The sequence below is a fragment of the Sphingomonas sp. PEI4 genome, from assembly GCF_056679955.1.
Genome location: NZ_CM155258.1, coordinates 4044629 through 4069384 on the forward strand (window position 1 = coordinate 4044629; position 24756 = coordinate 4069384).

16 protein-coding genes and 1 tRNA gene are annotated in these 24756 nt (G+C 67.8%); 7 read left to right on the forward strand and 10 right to left on the reverse strand.

The features are described from left to right. Window positions 1–28 precede the first annotated feature (28 nt). Window positions 29–1174, forward strand: coding sequence for a lactonase family protein (locus tag AC1MLZ_RS18710; RefSeq protein WP_480959806.1), 1146 nt, complete (start codon window positions 29–31; stop codon window positions 1172–1174). 32 nt (window positions 1175–1206) lie between these two features. Here AC1MLZ_RS18710 and AC1MLZ_RS18715 read toward each other — a convergent pair whose 3' ends face one another. Beyond that, window positions 1207–2718 (reverse strand): carboxylesterase/lipase family protein, encoded by a 1512-nt coding sequence (locus AC1MLZ_RS18715; protein WP_480959807.1) that lies wholly within the window; start codon window positions 2716–2718, stop codon window positions 1207–1209. 133 nt (window positions 2719–2851) lie between these two features. Next, window positions 2852–8794 carry a DUF3320 domain-containing protein gene (locus AC1MLZ_RS18720; protein WP_480959808.1) on the reverse strand — a complete coding sequence of 1981 codons (5943 nt, stop codon included), beginning with the start codon at window positions 8792–8794 and terminating at the stop codon, window positions 2852–2854. A gap of 57 nt (window positions 8795–8851) precedes the next feature. On the opposite strand from AC1MLZ_RS18720, the gene AC1MLZ_RS18725 reads away from it, so the two are divergent. Continuing rightward, window positions 8852–10105 (forward strand): metallophosphoesterase family protein, encoded by a 1254-nt coding sequence (locus tag AC1MLZ_RS18725; RefSeq protein WP_480959809.1) that lies wholly within the window; start codon window positions 8852–8854, stop codon window positions 10103–10105. Further along, window positions 10105–13563: an ATP-binding protein gene (locus AC1MLZ_RS18730; protein ID WP_480959810.1), complete on the forward strand. Its 3459-nt coding sequence runs from the start codon at window positions 10105–10107 to the stop codon at window positions 13561–13563. Before AC1MLZ_RS18725 ends, AC1MLZ_RS18730 begins: the two co-directional genes overlap by 1 nt. On the opposite strand, the gene AC1MLZ_RS18735 is transcribed toward AC1MLZ_RS18730, so the two are convergent. From AC1MLZ_RS18735 to AC1MLZ_RS18755, 5 genes are all read right to left on the reverse strand, one after another. Further along, window positions 13560–14435, reverse strand: a complete 876-nt coding sequence (locus AC1MLZ_RS18735) for an exonuclease domain-containing protein (RefSeq protein ID WP_480959811.1) — start codon at window positions 14433–14435, stop codon at window positions 13560–13562. The genes AC1MLZ_RS18730 and AC1MLZ_RS18735 overlap by 4 nt on opposite strands. Before the next feature lie 56 nt (window positions 14436–14491). Beyond that, on the reverse strand, window positions 14492–16102 hold the full coding sequence (treF, locus tag AC1MLZ_RS18740; RefSeq protein WP_480959812.1) for an alpha,alpha-trehalase TreF: 1611 nt from the start codon (window positions 16100–16102) through the stop codon (window positions 14492–14494). 83 nt (window positions 16103–16185) lie between these two features. Then, a complete protein-coding gene (locus AC1MLZ_RS18745) occupies window positions 16186–18882 on the reverse strand; it encodes a TonB-dependent receptor domain-containing protein (RefSeq protein WP_480959813.1) in 2697 nt (898 codons plus the stop codon). A gap of 99 nt (window positions 18883–18981) precedes the next feature. Then, complete coding sequence (locus tag AC1MLZ_RS18750) at window positions 18982–19962, reverse strand: FecR family protein (RefSeq protein WP_480959814.1); 981 nt, start codon at window positions 19960–19962, stop codon at window positions 18982–18984. Then, window positions 19959–20501 (reverse strand): RNA polymerase sigma factor, encoded by a 543-nt coding sequence (locus AC1MLZ_RS18755; RefSeq protein ID WP_480961609.1) that lies wholly within the window; start codon window positions 20499–20501, stop codon window positions 19959–19961. Before AC1MLZ_RS18755 ends, AC1MLZ_RS18750 begins: the two co-directional genes overlap by 4 nt. 236 nt (window positions 20502–20737) lie before the next feature. Here AC1MLZ_RS18755 and AC1MLZ_RS18760 point away from each other — a divergent pair, with 236 nt between their 5' ends. Continuing rightward, window positions 20738–21334 carry a UPF0149 family protein gene (locus tag AC1MLZ_RS18760; protein WP_480959815.1) on the forward strand — a complete coding sequence of 199 codons (597 nt, stop codon included), beginning with the start codon at window positions 20738–20740 and terminating at the stop codon, window positions 21332–21334. A gap of 100 nt (window positions 21335–21434) precedes the next feature. Here AC1MLZ_RS18760 and AC1MLZ_RS18765 read toward each other — a convergent pair. From AC1MLZ_RS18765 to AC1MLZ_RS18775, 3 genes are all read right to left on the reverse strand, one after another. Next, window positions 21435–21511 (reverse strand) — tRNA-Arg (locus AC1MLZ_RS18765). A 192-nt stretch (window positions 21512–21703) separates the two neighbouring features. Then, window positions 21704–21964 carry an SWIB/MDM2 domain-containing protein gene (locus AC1MLZ_RS18770; RefSeq protein ID WP_056411383.1) on the reverse strand — a complete coding sequence of 87 codons (261 nt, stop codon included), beginning with the start codon at window positions 21962–21964 and terminating at the stop codon, window positions 21704–21706. Window positions 21965–22011: 47 nt separating this feature from the next. Then, window positions 22012–22215 carry a hypervirulence associated TUDOR domain-containing protein gene (locus AC1MLZ_RS18775; RefSeq protein WP_120299952.1) on the reverse strand — a complete coding sequence of 68 codons (204 nt, stop codon included), beginning with the start codon at window positions 22213–22215 and terminating at the stop codon, window positions 22012–22014. Window positions 22216–22334: 119 nt separating this feature from the next. Between AC1MLZ_RS18775 and AC1MLZ_RS18780 the strand changes: the two genes are divergently transcribed. Genes AC1MLZ_RS18780 through fghA form a run of 3 tightly spaced genes read left to right on the forward strand, consistent with a single transcriptional unit; the run spans window position 22335 to window position 24669 of the window. Beyond that, entirely contained in the window at window positions 22335–23441 is a 1107-nt protein-coding gene (locus tag AC1MLZ_RS18780) for an S-(hydroxymethyl)glutathione dehydrogenase/class III alcohol dehydrogenase (RefSeq protein ID WP_480959816.1), read from the forward strand. 11 nt (window positions 23442–23452) lie between these two features. After that, entirely contained in the window at window positions 23453–23836 is a 384-nt protein-coding gene (locus AC1MLZ_RS18785) for a VOC family protein (RefSeq protein WP_480959817.1), read from the forward strand. Continuing rightward, on the forward strand, window positions 23836–24669 hold the full coding sequence (fghA, locus tag AC1MLZ_RS18790; RefSeq protein ID WP_480959818.1) for an S-formylglutathione hydrolase: 834 nt from the start codon (window positions 23836–23838) through the stop codon (window positions 24667–24669). Before AC1MLZ_RS18785 ends, fghA begins: the two co-directional genes overlap by 1 nt. The last annotated feature ends 87 nt before the right edge of the window (window positions 24670–24756 follow it).

A 24756-nucleotide genomic window follows, 5' to 3' on the forward strand; every position in this document is an offset into this window, starting at 1 on the left:
CGCGTTGCCTCCGCGGCGGGCGTGACGCATGAAGCGACGCGACGATGACGAGGGGGCCGGCATGACCGACTGGACGACGACGCGGCGGTCCGCCTTGACCGCGATGGCTGCGACGATGGCGTTTCCCGCAGCGGCTGCGCGGTCGGGCACGCGGGCTATCCGGCTGATCGCAGGTACCTATGCGCGCGAGGGCGGCAAGGGGCTGTATCCGATCGCGTTCGATCCGGCCCGCGATCACTGGCAGGTCGGCGTGCCGGTCACGGGGATCGACGACGCCTCGTTCGGGGTCGGCGGAGGGCCCGGCGGGGCTTGGTATTTCGTGCGCGAAAAGGCGCAGGGCGAAATCGCCGCGTACGCGTCGGACTGGGCACGGCGCGGCACGGCGTCCACCGGCGGTGCCGATCCCTGCTACGTCGCCATCGACCCCGCCAGCGCGTGCCTTGCCGTCGCCAATTATTCGAGCGGCAGCACGGCGTTCTACCACCTCGACCCGCGGACCGGTGTCCCGAGCCCACCAGTGCTGTTCCGCCATACCGGCACGGGAGCCGACCACGGCCGGCAGGAGGCGCCGCACGCGCATTGGGTGGGGTTCAGCCCGGATCGGCGCTGGCTGCATTCGGTCGATCTCGGGGCGGACACGATCTTCGCCTATCGCTTCGATCCGCGCGCGCGGACGCTGGCCCAGCCGGATCCCGCGTGGCGCGCGCCGGCGGGGGCGGGACCGCGCCATCTGGTCCATCACCCGAGGCGCGCGCTCGCCTATGTCGTGTGCGAACTGTCCAACTCGGTCATCATGATCGATGCGCGCGCGGATGGCAGCTTCGCCACGCGGCACATCATATCCACCCTGCCCACGGGGTTTCGCGGTGCATCGCAGGCGGCGCATATCGCGATCGATCGCGCGGGTCGGCGGCTCTACGTCTCCAACCGCGGGCATGACAGCGTCGCGGTCTTCGGGCTCGATGCGGACGGCGTGCCGACGTTGCTCCAACATATCCCTAGCGGCGGCGACTGGCCGCGCTTCCTGCTGGTCCTCGAAGCGCAACGCCGCGTCGTGGTGGGCAACGAGCGCTCGGGAACGCTGGCGATCTTCCGGATCGAAGCCGACGGCCGGCTAGCAGCGACCGGGCAGACCCTTTCGGTCCCAGGCGCGGTGTTTCTGGGCCAGGTCTAGCGCGGATCACCCAGTCCGACTTCGGGACCGGTTCAAGGCAATCGCCGTTCGAGCATCGGCGTCGCGGCCCCGTAGCGCACCTGTTCGGTGAACGGCTCGGACCGGGTTTGCAGGTCGACGATCTGACGCGGGATCGGGCCTTCGCCGGCTGGTGCCGGAGACCAATTCGGCAGACCCGTCCCGTTCGGATTGCCGGTCTTGATGAACGCCGCAAAATACCCTTGGAAGACGGTCGAGATTTTCCGGTCGTCCGCCGTCCACGCATAGGCCGGATTGGTATCGAGATTGCCGAGCGCATATTCGATCTCGGCGCTGTGCACGGCACCGATCGGCGCAATGTCCGGATTCGTCAGCGGTGGCAGTGCGGCCGGCCGAGGATGCGCGAAGTGATAATAGAAAGTCGGCTGGCGCGTTCGGCGGTGCAGGTCGAACCACTTCCACGTCGATGCGCCGAGGAACGCGTCGCTCGCGAGTGCCGTACCCGCGACCGGCACGTCGGCGTCGGACTTGGCGGGGTAGAGGGCAAACAGCGCATCGGCGTCGGTGTAGAGACGCGCGATGCCGGCGCGGTAATTGGCGACTGTGGGCGGCTGGCCTTGCAGAATCGCGGTCCAGCTTCCCTCCTGCGAATTCGCGCCGACCAGCAGGGGCACGCGAGCGGCGCGACCCGCCGCGTAGGTGTCGATCGGGGCTTCGGTCAGGAACGCGCCATCGACGATGAAGTCCGCACGGAACCGTTGCGTCCCCTGAGCCGCAAGCAGCGCGTCCGCCGGCATTGCGCGCAACGCGGCTAACGAAGGCGCCCCTGCAGTGCGAGCGAACGTATCGCCGTCCCCGGTTGCCTGTTCGAGCGACTTGGGCCGGAAGGTCGGCGGCATCACCCCGCCGCTCTCGCCGATCGCGCCGGCAAACTGCGTGCGGGTGAGAGGGGAGGTCATCAGCACGCTCACCGACATCGAGCCGGCGCTTTCGCCACCGATCGTGATCCGCGCCGGATCGCCGCCGAAGGCCGCGACGTTGCGCCGCACCCAGGCGAGCGCTGCCGCCTGATCGAGCAGCCCGTAATTGCCGGCGGATCGCGTCGGCGATTGCGCCGCGAGGTCGCTCGTCGCGAGGAATCCGAACGCGCCGAGCCGATAGTTGATCGTCACCACGACGATCCCCTGCCGTGCCATCGCCGCACCGTCATACCGCAGTTCGGAGCCATCGCCGGCGATCGCGCCGCCGCCGTGAATATAGAACAGCACCGGCAGCCGCGCGCTGGGCTTTGCCCCGGCCGGCGTCCACACGTTGAGGGTCAGGCAATCTTCGCTGATGCCCGGCGAGCGGAACTTCATGTCGGCGAAAAGCGGCTGCTGCATGCAACGCGCGCCGAACCGGTCGGCCTTGCGCGCGCCCGTCCACCGTACCGCCGGTCGGGGAGACTGCCACCGGAATTTGCCGAGCGGCGGTGCGGCATAGGGTATGCCGAGATATGCATCCACGGACGTGGCAGCAGCGCTCGCGACACGCGTGCCGTCGAGCGTACCATTCGCTACGGTCACGCGTTGCGCCGCTGCGGATGACGCAAGCGACCCGATCGCCAAAATCCACCCTGCCTGCCGCATACATGCCTCCGCCATAACCCGGGGGATGGTCGCAGTTTGCCACGGGTTTGCCAAGGCGGACGTGCGGACCTCACTCCGCAAGATGCCCCTTGGCGGGCGTACATCGCCGCAGCCGATCGCGGGTCGTCGTCCCGATCCGCTTGTGCCCGAACGCGCGCGCCGCTTCGCCGGGCGGATCGTCGCCGGCACATGCACGCAACGCTGCGCCCAGTTCGCGTGCCGCGATGTCCTCGATCGGGCGGATGTCGTCGGTTGTCGCGGGGTAGCGGGCTTGATTCCAATCGTTCGCCGACGCCGCATCCGGCCAGACGAAGCTCGCGCCGCCCGCCTCCGTCCCGCCGCCCGTCTCCGTCTCGACAAACGCCGCGCCGCGCACCAGCGTCATCACGCGGTCGCGGATCAGCCGGCCGGTCCGCTTGAAACCGTGTGCCCGTGCGATCCGGTCGACGAGCAGGTCGTCGCGGATCGGTGCTTCCTGCGCGATCACGTGCGCGATCATGCTCCGCAGCGTGCCGGTATAGTCGGCGTCCTGGAACCGGTCGGGTGCGATCGATACGCCGATCTCGGCAAATCGGGTAGCGCGATACGTGCCCCCCAGCGGCAGGATGTCGGCAACGGGCGGCACATCCTCCACGTCCGGATCGGGATCGGCGAGGGGCGTATCTACGGCCGAGGACGCAGCAACGTCCGGCTTCGCCTGCTCTGCAACCGCGGCATCCGCGCGCGATCGGTCGAGCATCACCTTCAGCGCGACATCGAGGCGATCGAGCGCCGTTTCAGCATCGATCCACCAGTCGGTCGACCAGACCCGGACCAGCGACCAGCCCAGCCCCGACAACACCGCCTCACGCACCTTGTCCCGGTCGCGCGCAGTCGCGGCGCTGTGGTACGAGGCGCCGTCACACTCGACACCGGCAAGAAAATCACCGGGCCGATCGGGGTGGACGATGCCAAGGTCGATCCGGAAGCGCGAGACGCCGATCTGCGGGACGGGCGTCCAGCCGCGCTCCGTGAGCCCGCGTGCGACCGCCTGTTCGAACGGCGATTCGAACGGCGATTCGAACCCGCCTACCGATCCCATCACCGCCTCGCCAAGCGCGCGTGGGCCGCGCTCGGCATATTCCAGGAAGTGCTTCAGGTCGCGCACCGCCTTCGCATTGGTCCGGTTGAGGTCGATCAGGCCGGGCGGGAACGATGCGAACACCACCATCTCCCGGCGTGCGCGGGAGATCGCGACGTTCAACCGCCGCTCGCCGCCTTCGCGGTTGAGCGGCCCGAAGTTCATCGCCATCACCGGGGCACCGGGCGTCTCGGGGCCATAGCCGATGCCAAGCAGCACGAGATCGCGCTCGTCACCCTGCACCGTCTCCAAATTCTTGACGACGACCGGCTCGGCGGCATCTTCTGCAAAGAAGCGTTCCAGCTCGGGCCTTCCCCTGCGTGCCCGGTCGAGCAGATCCTCGATCAGCTTCTGCTGTTCGGCGTTGAGCGTGATGACCGCGATCGTCAGCGGGCGACCGGCCTCGTCGACGAAGTCCGGATCGGTCAGACGCGCGATCACCTCGGCGACGATCGCCTCCGCCTCGATCTGGTTGGTGCGCGATTTGCCGCGCGACCACGCGCCCGCGACCGATCGCAACGACACCGCGGTGTCGCGCGTGACGGGTGCGGGGAAGGTGATGAGATCGCCGTTGTAATAGCGATGGTTGGAGAATGCGATCAGGCTCTCGTGACGGCTGCGGTAATGCCAGGTCAGCCGGCGTTGCGGCAGGCGTGCGCCGAGGCATTCCTCGAGAATGCTCTCCTGGTCGGTCTCGACCTCGCTGTCATCCTCCTCGGCGCCGGCGGCGCGGTCGAAGAAGCTGGTCGGCGGCATCTGCTTGGGATCACCCGCCACGACCAGTTGCCGCCCGCGCGCGATCGCACCGACCGCATCCCACGGCGTGATCTGCGAGGCTTCGTCGAAGATCACGAGGTCGAACAGCGCTGCGTCCGCCGGCAGGAACTGCGCAACCGACAACGGACTCATCAGCAGGCACGGCGCGAGCGTCGTCAGCGCCGGGCCCATCTCGGCCACGAGCTGCCGCACCGGCTTGTGGCGTTTCTGGAGTTTCAACTGATGCGCCAGCGTGCCGAAGCCCGGTGGTTGCGTCTTGGCATCCTTGGCAGGGATACCGCCGGCAATCCGTGCGCGTATGACGCCTTGGGTCAACTCCGCGAACTGGCGATCCAGATCGCGGAAACGGTCGATCGTGTCCGCCTGCTCGGCAAGGTTGAAGTCGCGCACGACCGGTTCCGCATCGATCGTCGCCTCGGCCCACCAGCGCGCATAGGCGAGATCGAACGCATCGACGGCGCCGCCCGCGGGGACGGTCTCCGCCTCGATCGCCGCTATCAGCGGCCCGAGCCCGGCATCATGCGCCGCCGCTCGCGCCCGGCACCACGCGACCCAGGCGTTCAGCTGCCCGGCGCGCGCGATCAGGGTAGCGGCGACCGCTTGCACTTCGCCGAGCAGGTCGGGCGCGTCGATCGCCGCCGGCGACGCTGCAATTCTCTCGAAGCCACCCAGCGCCTCCTGAAATCGGGCATGAGCCGTGCGGTAGACGGCGCCCGCGCGACCGATCGCCGCATCGGGGCCGAGCAATTCGTTGGCATCGGTACACAATGTCCGCATCGCCGTACGCAGCGTCACCAACTGCTCGGGCGTCTCGGCCGCACCGACCATCGCCGTCCGCATCAGGTCCGCTGCGTCGAGCAGATGCGTGACGCGTGCGTCATCGGTATCGACACCGGACCAGCCGGGAACGGACGACGCCACGCTCGACAGCGGATCGAGTTTCGCCAGGACGTCCTGAAGCCGCCCGATCCGAGGCAAGTCCTCCGCCACGTCGGCCCCACCGCCAGGGGCAAGACGCTGCGCCACCGCCTTGCGGCGAAAGACCGACAGCGGCCAGATCGACTCGTTCGCGGTCGTCCAGGCGGTTTCCAGCTCGGCCAGCGGCAGCGCGGCGATCGTCGCGTCGTCGAGCGGTACGGACAGGCTGGCCGCCTCCGCGCGATAGGCGGCGATCAACGGCAGGGCCTCGCGGGCATGGCCGATCGTTCGCGCGGCATCGGGCGCAAACGCGAACCGGAGATCGAGCCCCGCACTCGCCGACAGCGCAGCCGCAAGCCGCGCCGTCGCCGCCAGCCCCCGCGCGTCGCGATCGAGCGTCGTGCCGATCGCCTCCGAAAAGGCCGCGCGCGCAATCTCGGTCTCGGCGGCTCTGGTTCGCAGCGTATCGGCGGCAGCGACGAGTTCCGCCTGCCAGCCATTCGACCATTCGGTGCGGCCGACATGGACAAACGCCGTCCGCGCCTCGCCGAGCCCTGCGGGGCGTTGCAGGTCCAACCGTCGTGCGGTTTCGCGCAGGGCCTCCAGTTGCGCCTCGTCATGCTGCACGCCCGTCGGCCAGTCGAGCCGAAGCGCGCTGCCCGCGCTGCCCCCGCCGTCCCGGACGACACGGCCGACCGCGGCATACAGCGTAAGCCCGTTGTGACGTCGCCGGTGAAGCGCGGACACCAGCCGGTTGAGCCGATCGCGCGTGGCCTTCAGATCGTCGGCGCGACGCTGCCAGACGTCGGCACTCGATGCCTCGCTGGTCGACCAGGCGGCATCGAGCTGTCGCAGCACGTCCGCTTTCACCGCCTTGTTGCTGTGCAGTTCGAGGCAGAACGGCCCGAGCCCGTGCGCCACCAACCGCCGGTGCACGACCTCGAGCGCCGCGCGCTTTTCGGCGACGAACAGCACCTTGCGCCCGAGCGCGAGGTTGTGCGCGATCATGTTGGCGATGGTCTGCGACTTGCCGGTGCCGGGCGGCCCATCGAGCACGAAATCGCAGCCCCGCGCAGACCCCACCACTGCGGCAAGCTGCGACGAGTCCGCCGGCAGCGGCGTGAACAGATCGGCCGGCACCACTTCCGCGTCGAGCGCTTCGGGGCGCGGTGGCACGGTGTCGCACGCATAGGGCTCGCGCGGGGACTCGAGCAGATGGCGAACCACCGGATTGGTCTTCAGCGCATCGGTGCGGTCGACCAGATCCTTCCACATCAGGTATTTGGCGAACGAGAACGCGCCGAGCACGACCTCCTCGACCACTTCGAACCCGGCCATGTCGCGCACCGCACGCCGGACGATCGTCCAGATCCGCGCCACGTCGACGCCCGAAGCGTCGGTCGGCAGCGTGCCGGACAGTTCGGGAATGTCGAGCTCGAAATCCTGTCGCAGCATCTGCAAGAGCGTAAGGTTGAAGCGCGGTTCGTCCTCATGCGCGACCAGCCGCACGCCCGATCGCACGCTGCGCCGCTCCAGCTTGACCGGGAGCAGGATCAGCGGCGCACGGTAGCTCTTCGCATCGGTCGCGGACTTCTTCCACGTCAGGAAACCGACCGCGAGGAACAGCGTGTTGGCGCCGCCCTCCGCCATGTCCAGCCGCGCCTTGCGGTAGAGCTCGACCAGCTGCCCATCGAGCTTGTCGGTGGCGGACGGCGATAGGATCTCGCCGCGATCGAGCGCATCGCGCGCATACGCCTGGTCGAGTTGCTCGCCGGTCCGTTGCGCGTGCAAGCCGGCGTCGCGTCCTGCCGCGCCTTCCAGTTCGGGCGCGCCGACGATCTTGAAGCTCTTGCCCTCTGCCAGCGCATCCTCGAGCCCCGCCGGATCGGGACATAGCAACCGGATCACCATCGCGCCGGGCTTCACGTTCAACAGCCGGTTGCGCGTCGTCAGGTCGAGCAGCTTGCGTTGCCAGCGTTCGAGCCGCCCCTCCGCGGTGGTCGGCGGCAGGTCGGGTTCGGCGAGATCGAAGTCGGGGAGGGCAGGGCCTGCTTCGAGGTTGAGTGCGGTTGCGTCGGGCTCCACGGTCTCGAAGGCCGACGACGCACCCTGATCGGCGATTGCCAGCGGTCGGATCCGCTGCATCCGCGCACGGCGGACGTCGAGCGCATTGACGAACCGCGCTTCATTGTCTTCGCCGATCTTCCGCTGGGCATCGGCCAGCGCGCGCGAGAACGGGGACGGGGACGCACCGGTCGCCAGCGTCGTCTCAAACACGATCAGTTCGTCAAGTGCGACCCGCTTGCGCAGCGCCGCCGCGTCGGGAACGAGCAGCGTCGCAAATTCCTGCGGCTGCAACCAGACGCCGGTGAACGCGTGGCCTTCGGTCAGGATCAGCACCGGATACAGCCCGGCCTGTTCCAGCGCGGCCGCGAACAGCAACGCGGTATCGAGGCACGTCGCCAGGCTACCGTCCAGCACCGCCGACGGGCTGCGCACCTTCTGTCCCTGCAATTCGAAACTGGCGGGCGGTTCGGCATAGGTCAGCCGCAAACCAGCGACCGCGGACCAGATCGCCGAGGCGAGTTCATGCACGCGGGTCCGCGACTTCGACTGATACCCCTCCAGCGAGTCCCGCTTGCCCCCGCGGCGCAGCACGTCACTCGCTGCCTTCAGCACGCGGTTGATCGCCGGATCGTTCGGCAGCACGAACGCTGCGAGCAGTTCGGGCATCGACGCGCCGCCGCCCCATTCGTTGCGCGCAAGCACTTCGACCGCGATCTGCCGTTCGGCGAGCAGCGTTCCGTCGTCGGCCAGCGCACGCAAGGTGACCGTCGTGCGGATCGCCTCGGTCAGTTGCAGCAACAGCCCGGCATTGAGTTCGAGATCGCGCTTGGCGACATGCACCTCGCCGCCGGCCACGATCCGGTCGAACCGCCATTCGTGCCGCGCGAAGATCGGCGGGTCCGCCTCGATCGTCAGCTGGATGTTCTCGACCGCCTCGCCGCCGAAATTGACGACCCGCAATTCGCGCAACACCGGCACCGCATTCTGGTGCGTCGCGAAACTCACCTTCGGCGCGATGACCGCGTCGATCGCAAGGTCGCGACGATCCGCGGTAGCTGTAACGTCGCCGCGATCCGCGGTGGCGGCAGCAGCGGGCGCGATCATGGCGGCGGTATCGGTCGTTTCTGACATGATTGCAGTCCTCAAGAGCCTTCACAGCTTGCACGCTTTGCCCGATAACGAAAGGACATGGCTGATTTCCGTTTCGTCCACGCTGCCGACATTCATCTCGACAGCCCCCTGCATGGCCTGTCGCGCTACGACGGCGTTCCCGCCGACGACATACGCGGTGCAACGCGCAATGCCTTCGACAATCTGATCCGATTTGCCGTGGACGAGGCAGTCGACTTCGTCCTCATCGCCGGCGATGCGTTCGACGGCGATTGGCGCGACATGGGCACCGGCCTGTATTTCGCGCGTGCGATGGGACGGCTGAACGAGGCGGACATCCCGGTGTACCTGCTCGCGGGCAATCACGACGCCGCGTCGGTGCTGACCCGCAGCGTACCGTGGCCCGCCAATGTCCACCGCTTCGGTACGAAGCACGCCGAGACGCATGTGATCGATGCGCTGGGCGTGGCGATCCACGGGCACAGCTTTGCCAACGCCGCCGTCACCGACAACATCGCGCTCGGCTATCCCGCGGCGGTCGCGCATCATTTCAACATCGGCATGTTGCACACCTCGCTGACCGGCCATGCCAACCACGAACGCTATGCGCCGTGCAGCATCGACGATCTGCGTGCTCGCGGCTATGACTATTGGGCGCTCGGTCACGTCCACGACTATCAGCGCGTGTGCGAGGACCCGCCGGTGATTTTCCCCGGCAATCTCCAGGGCCGCACGATCCGCGAAACCGGGCCGAAGGGCGTAGTGCTCGTCGAGGTGCAGGACCGGGCGATCACCGCGATTACGCCGGTGGAACTCGACGTGTTGCGCTGGGCCCGTGCCGAGGTCGATTGCAGCGCTGTCGCCGATCTCGACGTGGTCCAGTCGGGTATCCGCGATGCGCTCGCGCGCGCGCATGCCACAGGTGACGGCCGGCCGGTGATCGCACGCGTGATCCTCAGCGGAGAAACGGCGCTTGCCGGGATGCTGGCGGACCGCGCGACGGCACTGCGCGACGATGCCCGCGCGCATGCGGCGGCGATCTCACCCGACCTCTGGATCGAGAAGCTGTCGGTCCGTGTGACGGCGCCGCGCACCGACACCGTGGAAGTCGGCGACGAGTTTCTCGCGTTGCTCGCCGAAGCGCACGAAAGTCCTGAGCTTGCGACGTTGCTGGCCGCCGATCTCGCGCCGTTCCTCACCACGACCGCGGCGATAGGTCCGGCCGATCCCGACGAACTGCGTCATGCGGCCTCGGCAGGCGACTGGTCGCGGTTGCTGTCCTCGGCCGCGGTCGCGCTCGAAGCGCGGCTCGCGCGCACCGGAGACGCCTGATGCGGTTCCGTCGCCTGCTGCTGGAACGCTATGGCCGGTTCGAGGATTGCGCGCTCGATTTCCGCGAAGGCGCGCCCGACCTCCACATCGTCTACGGCAACAACGAGGCCGGCAAGTCGACCACCCTTGCCGCGGTGTCCGACCTGCTGTTCGGCTTCGCCCGGCGCACCGCGTATAATTACCGGTTCGACAACGCCCTCCTGCGCGTCGGCGCCGAACTCGAAGACGAGGGCCGGACGCTGTTTTGCCGGCGTCGCAAGCGCGATACCGCGACGTTGGTCGATGCCGACGACCAGCCGATCGACGAGGGCGACCTGCTCGCGATGCTTCGCGGCCAGACGCGCGACACGTTCCGCCTCGCATTCAGCCTCGACCAGCAGGGGTTGCGCGACGGTGGCCGGGCGATGGTCACCGCGAAGAACGATGTCGGCCAGGCGCTGTTCGCGGCAAGTTCCGGGCTCACGGGCGTCGCGGGTACGCTCGCCGCGCTCGACGAGGAGGCGGATGCGATCTGGGGCAAGCGCGCCAAGGCCAGCCGCACCTACACCGCCGCCGAGCGCACGCTGGCCGAAAGCCGCCGTGCCGTGCGCGATCTCGAATTGAAGCCGAAGGCCTGGGTCGACGCGCATGCGGCCCTCCAGCGCAGCGAAACCGAACTGCTCGACCTCGAACGCCAGCGCGACCAGCTCGGGGCGGAGCACCGCGGTGTCGAACGGCTGCGACGCGTCGGACCGGGCCTGCGTCGCCGGGAAGAACTGATCGCGGCGCTGGGGGACCATGCGGCGACGGTGGTCCTGTCCCCGCAGCGTGAAGCCGCCGCGCTCGCTGCGCTGACTGCGGCCGACACCGCGGATCGGCTCAGGCAGAGTGCGGCGGCGCTGGTCGCCGATGCGCAGGACCGTGCCGCGCAGCTCCAGCCGGACGTCGAGACGTTGGCCGTTGCCGACGCGATCGATGCGCTCGGCGAACGACGCGGCGCGCTGAACAAGGCGATGCACGACCGCGCCCGGCTCGTCGTCGAACGCCGCGCAAAGGAGGTCCGCATCGCCGACCTGCACCGTGATCTGGGTGGCACGGTGGCGATGGCACCGTCGCGGCTGGTGGTCGGTCGCCTGCGACAGATCGCGCGTACGCATGCCGATGCGGCCTCGGGCGTGCGCGCGCTGGACGGCACGATCGCCGATCTCGTCGCGCGCGAACGACCGTTGCGCGACCGGATCGCCGACGCGACGCTGAGCGAGACGTTGCCCACGCTGGTTGCCGCAGTCGATGCCGCACGGCGTCTCGGGGGCGATGTCGACGAACGCTGTGCAGCAGCCGACCGCGCCGTGGCGCGCGCGGAGGACATGGTGCGCGATACGATGGCGCGGCTGCTGCCGTGGCCGGGGACGGTCGACGCTCTGGTACGCCTGCCGGGCATCGCCGAGGCCGAGATTGCGAGCGCACAGGCGGCGCATGCGGGACATCAGGCGCAGGCGGACCACGAGGCGGCAACCATCGTCAGGCTAGATCAGGAGCGCGAGACGCTTCTGCTCGAACGTGCCGAACTCGCCGAGCGCAGCGGCGCGATATCGGCGGACGTGGTCGACGACGCACGGTCGATGCGCGAGCGGCAATGGCACGAGCTGCGCGATCACCTGCGCGGGTTGTCGCCGCTGCCTGATCCGGTCGGATCCAGCGACGCGTATGAGCGTGCGGTGATCGGCGCGGACGACGTGGCCGACCGGCGGTTCATCCTCGCCGAAGCCTCCGGGCGCCTCGCGAACCTCGACGCGAGCGATGCGAAACTACGCCTGCAGGCCGAACAGGCGCGATATCGGCGCGAGGCTGCGGTCCGTGCGCTGGCGGCGGCGCAGGCCGGATGGCACGCGCGGCTCGCCGATGCCGGATTGCCGACGCTCGACCCGATACCCCTTCGCGCGTGGCTTGGCGATCGTACAGCCGTGCTGGATGCCGAGGCGAAGGCCGTCCAGGCGCGCGATACCGCGGCAATCGAGCAGAAGCGCCGGAGCGATGCCTGCGCCGTGCTTGCCGCTGCGATGGCGGAGAGCCTCGTCCCGCTGCCTGACGGTTCGCTCCTCGCGCCGTTACTCTCGCGAGCCGAGACGCTTCGTCACGAGGGCGAGGCCCGCGATCAGGCGTTCCGGGACGATCGCGCCGAGCTGCGCCAGGTCGAGACGTCGCTGGCGGAACAACGCCGGCGCCAGGCGCAGGCGACCGGCGATCTCGATGACGCGGTGCGGGCCTGGAACGCAGAACTGGCGGACACCGGGCTGACGCTGGCGATCGAGGCATCTGAGCCGCGGCTGGTCGCCTTCGAGGACTTGCGCAGCGAACTCGATGCCGCGGCGCATCTCGATACGCGGTTGAACGGTATCGACGTCGATACCGCGCGGTTCGCGAGCGACGTGGCCGCGCTGGCGATCCCGTTGGGGGTCGATCCTGCCGAGGATGCTTCGGCGACCGCCTCGACCTTGCTGGCAAGACTGGACGCCGCGCGCCAGACCGCCCGCGCACTCGCCGACCTCGCCGTCGAACGTGACCGTCGCCAGCGTGAGGTCGATGCCGCCGCCGCCGATCATGCTGCCGCGATCGCGATCGTCGCACCGATCCGCGATGAGCTCGGTCTGGACGAACGGGGCGACGTCGCCGCAGCGATCGAGGCCTCTCGCGCCGCGCGACGCCTGGGCGAGGAACGCGACGCGATCGAGCGGACGGTGACTGCGCAAGGCGACGGCTATGCGCTGCTCGATCTGGTTGCGGCGTGGCAGGCGCAGGACCCTGACGGCGTGGCCGGTCGGGCCGATGCACTGGCGAACGAGATCTCCGAGCTGAATGCGCGGATTTCCGCCGCCGCGACCGCGACGGGCGATGCCAGACGCAGCTTCACCGCGCTCGAAGGCCAGCCCGGGGCCGCATCCGACGCGCTCGCCGATGCCGAGCAGGCGCGGGCCGAAATGGGCGCGCAGGCCGAGGCGTATCTGCTCAAGCGAACCGAGGCGGTGATGCTGCGCTGGGCGATGGAGCGCCACCGTGAGCGCCGCCAGGATCCGTTGCTGTCCCGCGCCAGCGAGGTGTTTCGCACGTTGACGCTCGGCCGCTACGTGCAGCTCCGCGTCGATCTCGACGGCAGCACCCCGCGCTTGGGTGGCCTGCGCGACGACGGCCGGACCGTCGTCGATGTCGGCGCAATGAGCGAAGGGACGACCGACCAGCTGTTCCTCGCGCTACGCCTCGCCTCGGTCGAGCAATCCGTTGCCAACGGCGTGCGCCTGCCGTTCCTTGCCGACGATCTGTTCGTGAACTTCGACGACGATCGGTCGCGCGCCGGGTTCGAGGTGTTGGCCGACCTCGCCAAATCGACTCAGGTGCTGTTTTTCACGCATCACGCCCATCTCGCTGCGGTGGCGCGTGACGTGGTCGGCACGACGCTGCATTCCGAGTGCGCGCTCGACTAGGCGATCAGGACTTCCGGCGTGACGTCAGGCAAGCCGAATTCATGCTCCGAGACGATCCGGATCGTGCCGCCGAGCCGCCGATATTGCTCTGCCCGGCGATACGCACCGCTGTTGCGGATCGAATATGTGAATGGCGCACGCCCGGCGATCACGAGCACCGTCGTGGTGTTGCCGACCGCGGACACGATCCGGCCGCCAAGCGCCGCAATTCGGCAGGCGAGGGGGCCATCGCGAGGCTCGCCCAGGATTGCGATGCGCTCGCCACTGAGCGGGCCGGTCGGCGCGGGCCGGGGGGCGGGACCCGGTTTGCGCGGCGGCGCGAGCCATTCGTCGAGTGCGATGCCGGTATGGTCGATCGCCTTGACGATCACCCAGTCGGCGGCGCGCGCATCGCTCAGGGCATCATGATGCTTGTGCGCAATTCCCAGATATTGCGCGAGCAGGCCCAGCCTGTGGCTCGCCAGATCGGGCCAGGCGCGCTGCGCGACGCGCACGCTGTCGAGCCATCGTGTCTCGATCATCGGCCGGTCGTGCACGCGACACGCGGCGGCGAGCGCGCCCTTGTCGAAATAGGAATGCGCCACCGTCGTGCGGCCCGACAAATGCCCATGCACGATAGCGTGGACGTCGCCGAAATGCGGTTTGCCCACGACATGATGCTCGGCGATGCCGTGGATCCGCGTGTTGAACGCGTTGAATTCGTCGCGCGGGTCGATCAACGTCTCGTATTCGAAGATCTCGCAGCCGTCGCGAAAGCCGACGATCCCGACCTGGCAGATGCTGCTGACGCGCGAGCACGCGGTCTCGACGTCGATGACCACGAAATCGGGTGCCAGCGCGTCGGTTCGGGTCTCGGTCGGGAAATCTGACATCGCTGGCTCATATGTGGCTGCCGGCAGTGTAGGCAACCACCGTGAGAGTTTGCGGCCTACTTGGCCTGCGCCGCCAGATCGGGATAGCGATCGAGGATCGCGCTGGTTACGCCGTTGGTCCACCCGAAGCCGTCCTGCACCGGATATTCTCCGCCACCGCCCGGCGTCCGCTGTTCGATATTGTATTTCTCGAGCATCTTGCCGGTTTCGGCATAGGCCGCGCCCACCGTGCCGAGCCAGCGTCTGGCGATATCCTTCGCGACCGCCGGTTCGCCGTTCCGCTCCAGCCCGGCGATCGCCACCCATTGCAGCGGCGCCCAGCCATTGGGTTCGTCCCATTGCTGCCCGGTGTTCAGCGTGGTCGTCCGCAATCCGCCCTCCGCCACCAGCGATCTGCGCACCGTAGCCGCGACAGCCTTCGCTTGTATTGGCGACGCGAGCCCCACGAACAGCGGGTGCAGCATCGCCGCGTTGACGCTGACGGTGGGTTTGCGCGTCGACAGGTCCCAATCGGCGTAGCGCGCCGTCGTGGCTTGCCAGAGGTAACGATCGATCGCCGTCTTGCGCTTCGTCGCGAGCGTTGTGAATTCGGTTGCGCAGGCTGCGTCGCCCGCGGCTCGGCATCGCTCGGCGATGCGGCGCTCCATCGCCCACACCAGGCTGTTGAGATCGACGGGCACGATATCCGTCGTGTGGACCGTTGCGAGCGACTGCGGATCACGGAGCCAGCGCGAACTGAAATCCCACCCGCTTTCCGCACCTGCACGCAGGTTGCGTTGCGTGTCGGCCGCGGGGCGGGGTGCCGCCTTCGCCGCGGTCTCGACATCCTCGGCATAGGATTCGTCACGCGGCGTATCGCGGTCATCGTAATAGCGGTTCAGCACGCTGCCGTCGGGCATCCGCACCAAGCGCAGGCATGCCGGCCTGCCCGTCAGGCAGGTCGTGCCCTTCATCCAGAACGCGTGTTCCGCCTTCAGTGCGGCCAGCCGGCGCCTGGCGACCGCGGGATCGGCGTTGGTCGAAAGGTCGAGCATCAGCGCGTAATAAGGCGGCTGCGAGCGGCTGAGATAATAGGTCCGCGTCCCGTTCGGGATATGGCCGTACCGCTCGATCAGGCTGGTGAAATCCTCGAGCATCGATTCGACGAGCGGTTGCTGGCCGTCGACCTTCAGGCCGAGCATCGTGAAATAGCTGTCCCAGTAATAGATCTCGCGGAAACGCCCGCCGGGGACGACATAGGGGGCGGGCAGCGGCAGCGCGGAACTGCCCGCGACGGGCACCACCGGCTGGCGCACCAGTTGCGGCCATAGATTGCGCACATGCGTCCTCAGATTGCCGGAGCCGCGATCATTCTCGCCCGGCACCACGAAATTGGCGAGTACGAACGCCTTCAGGGCGGGGCCGGCGGGCCTGGTCCGGGCGTAGTCGGCCATGATCGCGTCGGCGGCGCGCTTCGGCGTCGCATCCACGAACGTCTTGCCGTCTGCGAACACATGGCCCTGCTGGACCGCGCGGAACAGCGCACCATAGACATCCGCGGGAGATTGAACGGTGGGCGGAGAGGGGACGGTGGGCGGAGAGAGGATGGCCGGCGGGGAGGGGACGGTCTGCGCCGGGGCCATCGCGGCGATCGATGCCAATGCGGCGAAACGGCTAAAATACTTCATCACGTCGCGAACATCCCGGTAGAGCGATCGATCCCTCGCATATCGAGGGATCGACCGTTTGTGCCCGTCTTAGGGCGTGAGGGTCAGAACTTGAACGCGGCGGCGAACCGGATCGAGCGACCAACGATCGGCCGTGCCAAAATCGTGCCGCTGCCCTGCGATCCGAGTGTGCGCGGATTGCCCTCGGTCAGCCCGATCTCGTCGGTCAGGTTGTCGCCGATCACCTGGAACTGGATCTGCCGGGTGACGTCCAGCGTGACGCCCGCGTCTAGCTTGTAATAGCCTGGCAGGACCTGCGCGTTCTGGACGTCGGAGAACCGGTCGCCGACATAGCCGACCGTCGCATACACGCCCGCCTTCGCATCGCCGCCAAGCTCCAGATCATAGGCTGGGGTCACGCGCCACTGCCATTTCGGCTGGCGCTGAACCCGGTTGCCGGTCAGGTCGGTCCGGCCGCCATCGGTGAAGAAGTCGCGGTATTTGGCGTCGAGATACGTTGCCGACCCGCTGAGCGTGAATCCAGCGAACGGGCGCAACTGCCCCTCGAACTCGACGCCGGTCGCCTTGGCGCCGCCGACCGACGCGATCGGTGCGCCGCTGGTGATGACCGTCGTCGCGAGGCCGTCGAACGTGTTGTGGAACACCGTCGCGTACAGGTTTGCGATGCCGGTCGAGACCTTCACGCCGCCCTCATAGCTGTCGACCTGCGGCGCCACGTCGATGCCGTCGCGCAGATTGTCGAAGAACGGGAAGCTGTTGCCACGGCTGTAGCGGACGAACGCGCCGATCTGGCGGGTCAGGTCGTAATTGACGCCACCGGTCCACGACCACGCGTCGCCGCGGTAGCGTATCGTGCGGAAGGTGCCGTTCAACTGCGCGTCGCCATTGTCGTACAGCGTCAGCGGATTGCCGTCCGCACCCGCCGCCGGCACCGTGCTCGCGAGGTTTTCGAGCGTGCCGTCGACCGAGTGATGCTGCCAGCGCACGCCGCCATCGACGCGCAGCTTGTCGGTGATCTGCAGCTCGTCGACCGCATAGCCCGCAACGTCCTCGCCGGTGTAGCGCGCGTTGACCTTGAACGTCGATCCGCTGGAAAAACCGTCGCGCGTGACGATCCGGCCGTCCGCCAGCGTCAGGTTCAGGCGGCGCGCATTGGGCTCGGCGGTGAGCAGCATGCTGTTGCCGAGGTTCCACCGGTCGCGCGACTTGTAGCGCGTGTAATAGACGCCGCCGGTCAGCGTGTTGCTGCCCGACTTCCACTCCAGCGCGAAATCGTTGACGAACGCCTGGATGTGCTTCTCGACGCTCCAGAGCCCGGCCTCGACGACCGCCTGGTTGGGCGAGGCCGCGGCACCGCCGGTCGCGAAGGTGAGCGATCCGATCGTCCCGCCCCTGCCTGCGGCATAGGCCGCAGCGGTGATCGGCGGGGTGCCGCCGGGGACGAGACCGATCGTGTCGGCATCGCCCTCCATCCAGCTGCCACGATCGCGCACCGTGATGCCGCTGCCGAGTTCGTAATCGAAATTGCCACCGAGATTGTAGATCTTCGCGCTGCGTCCATCCGCCAGGTCCACGCGGCTGCCGTCGTTGCGCACGCCGATCCGCGTGTCGCGCCCGACCAGCGTCCCGGTACCGGCATCGAACCCGGGATATTCGCGGATCTTGTCGCCGTCCTGCACCACCGGGATCGGCAGCAGCCACTGGCCACGGTCGTCGAGATAGCGACCGAACAACAGGATCGAGCCCTTGTCGAAGTCATGACGGATATTGCCGGTGATCTGGCCGCCACGCTCCGCCTCGAACTGCGCGTCGCGAATGCCGCGCGATGTCGAGTAATAGCCGCCGAGCATGTAGGTCGTGCTGTCGTCGATCGGGCCCGAGACATAGCTGTCGACGCGGAACTCGCCGAAATCGGTGCCGCTGAGCTTCAGCAACCCGGCCGGCGTCTGCTTGCCCTCGCGCTGGACGAGGTTGACCGTCAGGCCGGGCTGGCCGTTCGAGAACAGCGCGCCGGTGCCGCCGCGCACTGCCTCGACCCGCTGGATCGTCTCGTCGATCCGGATCAGCTGCGTGTTCTCGAGGAACGACAGCGTCGGTGGCGGGAAGAACGGCACGCCTTCGGTTTGGAAGGTGACGTATTCCGCGTCGCCACCCGACGGATAGCCGCGCACGAAGATGTTCGCGCCGGTCTTGCCGCCCGAGCTTTCGGTGGTGACGCCCGGCACTGCGCGAAGGACTTCGGCGGTGCTGGCGGTACCGAGGCGCTGCGCCATCGTGCTGTCGATCGTGGTGACCGCAAACGCCGCATCCTGACGCCGGGTGCCTGCGCCCGCGGTGCCGATCACGACGATGTCAGGGGCAGGCTCTTCGGATGCCTGCGCGGCGGACCGATCGGCGGGCTCCTGAGGCGGAGAGACCTGCGGCGCCGCGGGCGTGGTGCCTGCCGCCTGATCCTGCCCGTCGACGATCAGATACGCGCCGCTCGGTGTCAGTTTGTGGCCGAGCCCAGAGCCCTTCAGGATCGTGGTCAGCGCATCGCCGACCTCCATCCGGCCGGTCACTGCGCGCGCGGTCTTGCCGCGGACGAGGTTGGGGGAGAACAGGATCTGCTTGCCGCTCTGGCGCGAGAAGGCGAGCAACGCGGTGCTCATGTCCTGCCGGGCGATCCGGACGCCGGCCGCGGCCTGCGCAGTCACGCCGATCGGGATGCCGCCCGCGCCCAGCGCCAATGCGGTCATCGTCATGCCGCGCAATACCGCGGTCCTGCCTGTGGATGTCATGCAACCCTCCCTGTTCGTGCGATCCCTCTGCCGGGGTCGATCTGAGGGTAAAGACGCGGGGCTTCGAAAAACCCGAACCGCGTTTTGCCGTCCGGTCGATTATTTTTTCGAGGCGACCGTGATGGCGCCGTTCGCGCGCCGATCGACCGTCACCGGAAAGCCCATTTCGAGCGCGTCTAGGAACGGCTGGACCTCGCCCGTCCGGAACGCGCCGCTGATCCTTACCCGTCCCGCGTCGGCATCGGCGATCGTAATCCGTGGCGCGCCGTAGCGGTTCATCTCGGCCACCGCCTGGCGCAACGTCTCGTCCTCGAACACGAGTCGGCCTTCGCTCCAGCTCGACAGGGCCAGCGCGCGACCCGGTATGTGCTGCACGGATACGCCCTCGAACGACGCGGTGAGGACGTCGTCGGGTACCATCGCGACGGGCTTGCCGCGCACGCCCTTGGTCGCGACGCTCACTCGTCCTTCGACCAGCGCGACCTGCACTGCGCCGGGGTCGAGCCGCACGTCGAACGCGGTGCCGTGCGCGGTCACCGATTGCGCGCCGGCGGTCACGACGAACGGGCGGGCCTGATGCTTGGCGACCTCGAACAGCGCCTGACCGCGCTCCAGCACCAGCCGCCGCTCGGTGTCGGTATACGCCATCCGGACCCGACTGTCGGTATCGAGCGTCAGGCGCGATCCGTCGGTCAGCGTCACCATGAGGCGCTGACCGGTTGCCGTCCGATACACCGGCGCTTCGGCGATCCGCACGGCGGGCGCATCGTCGGCAAAGCGCCACAGCGTCAACGGGGCGACCACTGCGGCGCAGGCGGCCGCAGCCAGCATCCACGGCGCGACCCGTTGCGGCTCGCGACCCAGCGCCGCTCGCGCCACCGCGGCATGACGCAGCGCCAGCATGTCGGGATGGTCGGCAAGCGTCGCGCTGGTTGCCCGTGCTTCGGATACCACCGCCCAGGCTGCTGCGCGATCGGGCGCCGCATGCCAGTCGTCGAACCGGGCACGCGTCGCGCCGCCGTCGTCGCGGTCGAGCCGTTCGGCCCATTCCGCCGCTTCGATCATGACCGGATCGCTCACCGTCGCCAATCCTTCAGCCGTTCCGCAACATGCGCCAACGCGCGCGCCTGATGCTTTTCGGCGGCACGTGTCGAGATCGCCATGGCATGCGCGACGTCGGCCATCCTCATTCCTTCCAGCATCCTGAGCACGAACACGTCACGCGTCCGTTCGGGCAGTTCGGCGAGCGCACGACGCAGCGCGTCGGCGATATGCCTACTCTCCAAGACGCGGTCGGGCGCGAAATCCGAACCCTCGAGGGAAAGATCGTCGATTGGATCGGACAATCCGGCGCCGCGCCCCTGATTGCGCCGCGCCTGATCCTTCAGGACGTTGGCGGCGGTGACGAAGATGAAGCTGTCGTGCTGGCGGATGTCGTTCGGGTCCGCGAGCCGGCTGAGCCGCAGGAACACCTCCTGGACCAGATCGGGAACGTCGTGCGACGCCGACACACGCCGATTGAAGTACCGGCTTAACGGTCGACTATACGTCTCGACCAGCGTCCGGAGGATCGTCGCCCTCTCGCCCGGATCGGACGACCTCTCTTCCGCCGCGCCCATGGTCACGGTCTAATGGGTCCGCATCGGCCGTCAACGGCTATGCGCAGACGCCGCGTCATCGGCCTGCCACTCGGGCCGATCACCTCATCTGTATCCACTAGCGCTAGCGGCCAAGGTGGTTCGCGTTATGATGCGCGCCTCTTCTCCAGCGCAATTGATCGAAACGAATGAGACACTTTCCTTCCCGCTTCCGTCGGCTCGACGGCGCGCTTGCCGATCTTCCTCTCGACGAGCCGATGCTGCTCACCGAACTGGACGGCTTCCTCACCGGCATCGTCGTCTGCCCGGACCGGATCCCGTCCAGCGAATGGCTGCAGGGAATATGGGGTGTCGATGACGGCGAGACCGCGCCCTTCGAGGATCCCGCCGACGTCCAGTGGTTCGTCGATGCGGTGACGGCGCGCTCCACCGAGATCGTCCGCGATCTGGGCCGCGGCAAGCCTCAGCCGATCTTTGACGTCGACGAACGCAACGGCGAAATACTCTGGGAGCTGTGGGTCGATGGTTTCTCTGCGGCCATGGCGCTGCGCCCGGACAGCTGGGCGATGATCGCCGCGGGCAACGACCTCGACGCCGCGGACGCCCTGTCCCGCCTGTCTTCACTGATCGCGATCGCCCACGAGGAGAGTCCTTTGGACAGTCTCGAGATCAACGTCGTGAATGACCGGGCGCCGGCTGATCTGAACGACAGCATCGTGCGTCTGTACGCGGCGCGCATGCGCGGTGCTGAGCCCGGCTCGATAGCGCCGGTCCCGCCGAGCGCCGCGAAGGTCGGCCGAAACGATCCCTGCCGATGCGGATCCGGAATCAAGTCAAAGCGCTGCTGCGGATAATTTTTGGTTTCGATCGGGCGCCGCCCCTAAAAACCGCGCATCGGAATGCCGTGATCTGGAACAGGAGCGAGGACCGGGACGCGATCTGTTTTTTGCGCGATGGTGCCCCCGGCGAGATTTGAACACGCGGCCTACGGTTTAGGAAACCGTCGCTCTATCCGGCTGAGCTACGGGGGCATCGGCTGGCGCAATACGCCGGTCGGTTGGGACGATCAAGCGTGGGAAAGCTCGGGGCTCGCGTCCGGTCGTGCACGTTAGCGTTCGAGCAACGACGATATCCTGGGTATTCCGAACCATCGACGGGTTCGATCAAGGGCGACGGGTATCGCTGTGGATGCCCCGTCGCCGCTTGCCGTGCAGTGCTGGCGGTTAGGCCTTGACGTGCTGCGAGATGTACTTGTTCATCTCGAACATCGTGCACTTGTCACGCCCGAAGACCTTCTTCAGCTTCTCGTCAGCCAGAATCTCGCGCTTGTTCTCGGGGTTCTGGAGGTTGTTGGCCTTGATGTAGACCCACACCTTGCTGATCACTTCGCTGCGCGGCAGCTTGTCGTTGCCGACGATCTCGCCGAGCTCGGGAGAGGGCTGGACGGGGGCGTGGATGCCGCCGGTCTTGGGAGCTGTAGCCATAAGCATTCCTTCCTGTTGCGCACGTGCGTTAGGCACTGCGCGCGTGGTCACGCCTTGGTGAGCGCGTCCGCCTTGTGCGCTGCCTTGCCGCCCTTGTCACTCCTTACGATGAACTGCGGCTCCTCCTTGGAGGCCTTGACGGTATGGCTCTTGATCTTCGTATCGGTGGTCTGCTTCTTTTCGACCGTGCCGTGCGCCTCGCCGCCGTGCGATTTCCAGGTGACCTCGTCGCCCTTCTTCGGATCCTTCATGCCGCCATCTCCTTGAATTGAAAGGATCAAGCGCGGGAACACGTCATTGGTTGCATCGCCTACGGGTTGCGGAGCCGGGGCGCGGGGGGCATCAGGGCGGCAATCAAGGAGACCAACCCATGAAGACCCGCGCTGCCGTAGCCTTTGAGGCAAAAAAACCGCTCGAGATCGTCGAACTCGACCTCGAAGGGCCGAAATTCGGTGAAGTCCTCGTCGAAATCATGGCGACGGGCATCTGCCATACCGACGCGTACACGCTCGACGGGCTTGATTCGGAAGGGTTGTTTCCGAGCGTGCTGGGCCACGAAGGCGCCGGCATCGTCCGCGAAGTGGGCGCGGGCGTGACCAGCGTCGCGGTCGGCGATCACGTCATCCCGCTCTACACGCCCGAATGCCGCCAGTGTAAGTCGTGCCTCAGCCAGAAGACCAACCTGTGCACCGCGATCCGCGCGACGCAGGGGAAAGGGCTGATGCCGGACGGGACGACGCGGTTCAGCTACAAGGGCCAGCCGATCTTCCATTACATGGGCTGCTCGACCTTCTCGAACTTCACGGTGCTGCCGGAGATCGCGGTGGCGAAGATCCGCGAGGACGCGCCGTTCGATACGTCCTGCTACATCGGTTGCGGCGTGACGACGGGCGTCGGCGCGGTGGTGCACACCGCGAAGGTCCAGCCGGGCGATACGGTTGTGGTGTTCGGGCTCGGCGGGATCGGGCTGAACGTAATCCAGGGCGCGCGGCTGGCGGGCGCCGGAATGATCGTCGGCGTCGACCTCAATCCGGACCGCGAGGAATGGGGGCGTCGCTTCGGCATGACGCACTTCGCCAACCCGAAGGACGTGGGCGACATCGTCCAGCACATCGTCGCGCTGACCGACGGCGGCGCGGACTACACCTTCGACGCGACCGGCAACACGACGGTGATGCGCCAGGCGCTGGAGGCATGCCATCGCGGCTGGGGCACCTCGATCGTGATCGGCGTGGCCGAGGCGGGGAAGGAGATCTCGACGCGACCGTTCCAGCTCGTCACCGGGCGCAACTGGCGCGGGACGGCGTTCGGCGGCGCGCGCGGGCGAACCGATACGCCGAAGATCGTCGACTGGTACATGAACGGCAAGATCGAGATCGACCCGATGATCACGCACCGCCTGACGCTCGACGAGATCAACAAGGGCTTCGACCTGATGCACGCCGGCGAGAGCATCCGCTCCGTCGTGATCTACTGAGGAGCGGGGCCATGTTCACGCACATCATGCTCGGCGCCGACGATATCGCGGCATCTAAGGCATTCTACGACGCGGCGCTGGGCGCGCTTGGCGTTCCCGAGGGCGTCGTCGATGACTGGGGCCGGGTGGTCTATGCGCACGCCGGCGGGCGCTTCCTGCTGACGAAGCCGATCGACGGGCAGCCGGCGAGCCACGGCAATGGCAGCACGATGGGGTTCGCTGCGGCCTCGACGGATGCGGCCGATGCGTGGCACGCTGCGGGCCTCGCGAACGGCGGGGCGGCCTGTGAGGATCCGCCGGGCGTGCGTGAGGCTACCGGGGGCCGGAAGCTGTATCTGGCGTATCTGCGCGATCCGTCGGGGAACAAGATCTGCGCGCTGCACCGGGTCGCGTGATGGAGGCCGTCTCCACCAGCAAGGCGTACAGCGGCACGCAGGGCGTGTACCGCCACGCCTCGACCGCGACCGGCACGGACATGACTTTCGCGGTCTATGTGCCCCCGCATGAGCAGGGCGCGCGGTTGCCGGTGCTGTGGTTCCTGTCGGGGCTGACCTGCAGCCACGCCAACGTCATGGACAAGGGCGAGTATCGGCGCGCGTGTGCCGAACTGGGCGTGATTCTGGTCGCGCCGGATACCTCGCCGCGCGGCGACGACGTGCCGGACGACGAAGCGTACGACTTCGGCAAGGGCGCGGGCTTCTACGTCGATGCGACCGAAGAGCCCTGGGCGAAGACCTTCCGGATGCGGTCGTATCTCGAGGACGAACTGCCGGCGCTGATCGCTGCGGAGTTTCCGATGGCGGACATGGCGCGGCAGGGGATCTTCGGCCACTCGATGGGCGGCCACGGCGCGTTGACGATCGCGTTGCGCAATCCCGACCGCTTCAAGAGCGTGTCGGCGTTCGCCCCGATCGTCGCGCCGTTGCACTGCCCATGGGGCGAGAAGGCGCTCGGCGGGTATCTTGGGAACGACCGGGCGGCGTGGCGGCGCTACGATGCCTGCGCGCTGATCGAGGATGGCGCGCGGGTGAAGGAGATCTTGGTCGACCAGGGCGATGCCGACGGCTTCCTGGCCGAGCAACTGAAGCCGGCGCTGCTGGCCGAGGCTTGCGACGCAGCTGGAATCGACCTGACGCTACGGATGCAGCCGGGATACGACCACAGCTACAATTTTATCTCGACGTTCATGGCGGATCATGTCGCCTGGCACGCCGAGCGGTTGCGATAGCGCCGAACTTCGTCATCCCAGCGAACGCTGGGATCTCATTGTGTGGCGAACGACGCGCGCCACGCGTGAGACCCCCGCTTCCGCTGG

Excerpts from the sequence above, each read along its gene's own strand:
- AC1MLZ_RS18725 (WP_480959809.1), top strand. The coding sequence starts at position 8,852 with ATGGCTGATTTCCGTTTCGTCCACGCTGCCGACATTCATCTCGACAGC.
- AC1MLZ_RS18710 (WP_480959806.1), top strand. The coding sequence starts at position 29 with ATGAAGCGACGCGACGATGACGAGGGGGCCGGCATGACCGACTGGACG.
- AC1MLZ_RS18755 (WP_480961609.1), bottom strand. The coding sequence starts at position 20,501 with ATGGGCGCGGCGGAAGAGAGGTCGTCCGATCCGGGCGAGAGGGCGACG.
- AC1MLZ_RS18735 (WP_480959811.1), bottom strand. The coding sequence starts at position 14,435 with ATGTCAGATTTCCCGACCGAGACCCGAACCGACGCGCTGGCACCCGAT.
- AC1MLZ_RS18780 (WP_480959816.1), top strand. The coding sequence starts at position 22,335 with ATGAAGACCCGCGCTGCCGTAGCCTTTGAGGCAAAAAAACCGCTCGAG.
- treF (WP_480959812.1), bottom strand. The coding sequence starts at position 16,102 with ATGAAGTATTTTAGCCGTTTCGCCGCATTGGCATCGATCGCCGCGATG.
- AC1MLZ_RS18785 (WP_480959817.1), top strand. The coding sequence starts at position 23,453 with ATGTTCACGCACATCATGCTCGGCGCCGACGATATCGCGGCATCTAAG.
- AC1MLZ_RS18730 (WP_480959810.1), top strand. The coding sequence starts at position 10,105 with ATGCGGTTCCGTCGCCTGCTGCTGGAACGCTATGGCCGGTTCGAGGAT.
- AC1MLZ_RS18720 (WP_480959808.1), bottom strand. The coding sequence starts at position 8,794 with ATGTCAGAAACGACCGATACCGCCGCCATGATCGCGCCCGCTGCTGCC.
- AC1MLZ_RS18760 (WP_480959815.1), top strand. The coding sequence starts at position 20,738 with ATGCTGCTCACCGAACTGGACGGCTTCCTCACCGGCATCGTCGTCTGC.
- AC1MLZ_RS18745 (WP_480959813.1), bottom strand. The coding sequence starts at position 18,882 with ATGACATCCACAGGCAGGACCGCGGTATTGCGCGGCATGACGATGACC.
- AC1MLZ_RS18770 (WP_056411383.1), bottom strand. The coding sequence starts at position 21,964 with ATGGCTACAGCTCCCAAGACCGGCGGCATCCACGCCCCCGTCCAGCCC.
- fghA (WP_480959818.1), top strand. The coding sequence starts at position 23,836 with ATGGAGGCCGTCTCCACCAGCAAGGCGTACAGCGGCACGCAGGGCGTG.
- AC1MLZ_RS18775 (WP_120299952.1), bottom strand. The coding sequence starts at position 22,215 with ATGAAGGATCCGAAGAAGGGCGACGAGGTCACCTGGAAATCGCACGGC.